The sequence below is a fragment of the Streptomyces sp. NPDC054847 genome (assembly GCF_053610925.1).
Genome location: NZ_JBSGZJ010000644.1, coordinates 1 through 2,934, shown reverse-complemented (window position 1 = coordinate 2,934; position 2,934 = coordinate 1). Strand labels below are relative to the sequence as shown.

Sequence of the window (2,934 nt, the reverse complement as noted above, 5' to 3'; positions counted from 1 at the left end):
CCTTGGCGCGGCGGCCGGGAGCCGGCGGGAGGCGACGTGCAGGAGCACCGCCGCCGCGTCGCGGTGCAGCGCCGGGTGCGGGCGGCACCGGAGACCGGGAACACGGCGACCGCCCCCGCGTCTATGGGGCTTCGCCGTACTGCTCACCGAAGTCGTCGGTGACGGCGCCGTCCCCGTCCACGAAGTTGGTTCCGTACGAATCCGAGTTGCGGGGTAGGCCGCGTGGGCCGGGGCGACGGTCAGCAGCGCCGACAGTCCTGCGGCGAGCAGGCCGAGGCCGAGCTGCCGGCGGGTCTGTCCATGGTGGCTTCCCCTCCGGTCGGTCGGTCAGAGAATGGTCAGCGAGTTGAACTCGATGCGCAGGCCGCCCATCGACTTCACGTGGTCGTACCGGTAGACCTCGACGAGCTTGTAGGCACCGTCGTCCTGAGCAATGTTGGGATCGCCGCGGTGGAAGGTCACCGCGCCCGACTGGTAACTGGCGGTATAGCTGACGCGTGAGCTGGACAGCCATCTCAGCCGGTCGTCGGCCTTGCTCCAGGTGGCGTCGCCGACCATGCCGTCGGCGGTGAGGTCGTAGCGCCGCTGCCAGGCCTTCGTGGCGTCCCTGGTCGCAGGCCCGAACTGCCCGTCGATCTCGCTCAGGGTGAGGAAGTCCTCGGCGGCGAGGATGCTCTGCCAGAGGACGACGATGTCGGTGTTCGAGGAGTTGCCGCAGCCGTAGCAGAGCGAGTTGCCGAGTTCACCGGCCTGCTCACCGAAGTCGTCGGTGAGTACGCCGGCGCCGTCCACGAACGAGCTGGAGTAGGCACCCGAGTTCTTCGAAACCGCCGCATGCGCGGGGAAGGCAGCGAGGGCGGTCGCCAGCCCGGACAGCACGGCGGCCGCGGCGAGGATCTTGCGCATGGTGGATCGCTCCTTGGTGTCGTGTCGACGCCGTGGCGGTCGCATGACCCGGCGTCGGCACGATCGTGCGCAAGTGACCGTGCAGCAATCTTGCAGGCAGCTGTAAATCGCTGGTCAACGATGGATCCCGGACCTGCGGAGATGACCCGGTACGGAGGCGGGGGCCGGGGGTGGCGTTCACCCGGCGGAGCTGGAAGCGCCTGCACTCACGGCACCTCGCGGCAGCCGAAACCGGCGCCCGGGTGCTCAAAGCCCCGACGCACCCCGGCAGTTGAGGCGGCGCCTGGCCCGACGGATCAGATGCCCCGAAGGAAATGGCCTAGCGGTGCGAGGTCGCGGCCACGTCGACCACTTCGATGGCCTCGCGGCGGATGCGCTCGGTCCCCCACGCGCCCAGCGGTGCGAGCGCTTGATTGAGGGTGCGCCCGTGTTCGGTCAGGGAGTACTCCACCCGCGGCGGCACCTCGGCGTAGACCTCCCGGTGCACGAGGCCGTCGGCCTCCATCTCGCGCAGATGCTGGGTCAGCATCTTCTCGCTCACTCCCGGCAGACCGCGACGGAGCTCGGCGAAGCGGCGTACACGATGGGTGTCGAGCTCCCAGAGGATCAGCCCCTTCCACTTGCCGCTCACCACGTCGAGCGCGGCGTCGACGCCGCAGATGTAAGGCCCGCACCTCGGCGCCTTGGCCATCACTGATCGCCCCTTACAAGAAGGTAAGTACCGCAGTAAATAGTGGGTACTACCGAGAATAGTGGCAGTCTCCGAGCATAGAGGGGTGAACGAACGACAGAACCTCGAGACCACGCAAGGCAGCGCCGTCACCGTCGTCGGGCTGGGCCCGATGGGACAGGCCATGACCCGGACCCTCCTCGCCCGTGGCCACCAGGTCACCGTCTGGAACCGCACCGCCGCCCGCGCCGACGGCGTCGTCGCCGACGGAGCGACGCTCGCGGCGACACCCCAGGAGGCGGTCGAAGCGAGCGACCTGGTCATCCTCAGCCTCACCGACTACCGGGCGATGTACGACATCCTCGCCGACGCCACCGGATCGCTCGCCGGCCGGACGCTCGTCAACCTGAGCTCCGACACTCCCGACCGCAGCCGCGAGGCAGCGGCCTGGGCGGCAGGCCACGACGCCGCCTTCCTCACCGGCGGCGTCATGACGCCGGCACCCATGGTCGGCACAGAGGCGGCCTACATCTACTACAGCGGCCCCGACGAGGTGATGAACCGTCACCTGGCGGCGTTGTCACCGCTCGGTACACCCAAGTATCTCGGGCAGGACCCGGGACTCGCCCAGATGATGTACCAAGCCCACCTCACGGTGTTCCTCACCACCCTGTCCGGACTGATGCACGCCACCGCGATGCTGGGCCATGCGGGGATGAAGGCCCAGGAAGCGCTGCCGGAGCTGCTCACCCTCACGGACTCGATCGGCGACATGCTGAGGGCCGGCGAAGGAAGCCCGGGCACCGCACTGGATGCCGGAGAGCACCCCGGCGACCTCAGCACCGTCACCATGATGGGCGCGACGTCCGACCACATCGTCGAGACCAGCACGTCCCTCGGCCTCGACCTCGCCCTCCCGCTGGCCGTGCAGGCCCACTACCGGCGCGCGATCGAGGACGGGAACGGCGGCGACAACTGGACCCGCATCATCGACGGCATCCGAGCACCGCGCTGAACCGACCGCGACGGATCTCGGAGTGGGTCCCGTAACAGCCGGCCCGCTGCGCGAGGTTGCGCATCGGGTTCGCAGGTGAACGGGTACCGCTCCCTCGGCGGACCCGGCACCGCGCAGGACCGCGCCGGGGCTCTCCGCCCCGGCCCGGCACCGGCGGACGCCGAAGCCTGCGGCGCCGTCCGCGTCCCGGGGCGGCCAGGGAACCGCGGCCCGCCGATCCGGCGTGATCACGAGAATGGCGGGGACGAAGGAAGCGGGGCGCCGAGCCGCCCATCTGGCAGCCGTCTGGATCACCGGAGGCGTTCTGACGGCTGTCCAGTTGCGGGTGGTGCTCATAGCCCTC

General features: G+C 69.7%; 3 protein-coding genes. 1 reads left to right on the top strand and 2 read right to left on the bottom strand.

Annotated elements, in window-relative coordinates:
* Positions 1 to 327 precede the first annotated feature (327 nt).
* Together ACWGH4_RS33650 and ACWGH4_RS33645 are read right to left on the bottom strand one after the other, a co-directional pair.
* Positions 328 to 906, bottom strand: a complete 579-nt coding sequence (locus ACWGH4_RS33650) for a peptidoglycan-binding domain-containing protein (protein WP_453467536.1) — start codon at positions 904 to 906, stop codon at positions 328 to 330.
* Between the two features lie 319 nt (positions 907 to 1,225).
* Entirely contained in the window at positions 1,226 to 1,597 is a 372-nt protein-coding gene (locus tag ACWGH4_RS33645) for a winged helix-turn-helix transcriptional regulator (protein WP_453467534.1), read from the bottom strand.
* An 85-nt stretch (positions 1,598 to 1,682) separates the two neighbouring features.
* On the opposite strand from ACWGH4_RS33645, the gene ACWGH4_RS33640 reads away from it, so the two are divergent.
* On the top strand, positions 1,683 to 2,591 hold the full coding sequence (locus ACWGH4_RS33640; RefSeq protein ID WP_453467532.1) for an NAD(P)-dependent oxidoreductase: 909 nt from the start codon (positions 1,683 to 1,685) through the stop codon (positions 2,589 to 2,591).
* The last annotated feature ends 343 nt before the right edge of the window (positions 2,592 to 2,934 follow it).

Coding starts and splice junctions, on each gene's coding strand:
- ACWGH4_RS33650 (WP_453467536.1), bottom strand. CDS start 906: ATGCGCAAGATCCTCGCCGCGGCCGCCGTGCTGTCCGGGCTGGCGACC.
- ACWGH4_RS33645 (WP_453467534.1), bottom strand. CDS start 1,597: ATGGCCAAGGCGCCGAGGTGCGGGCCTTACATCTGCGGCGTCGACGCC.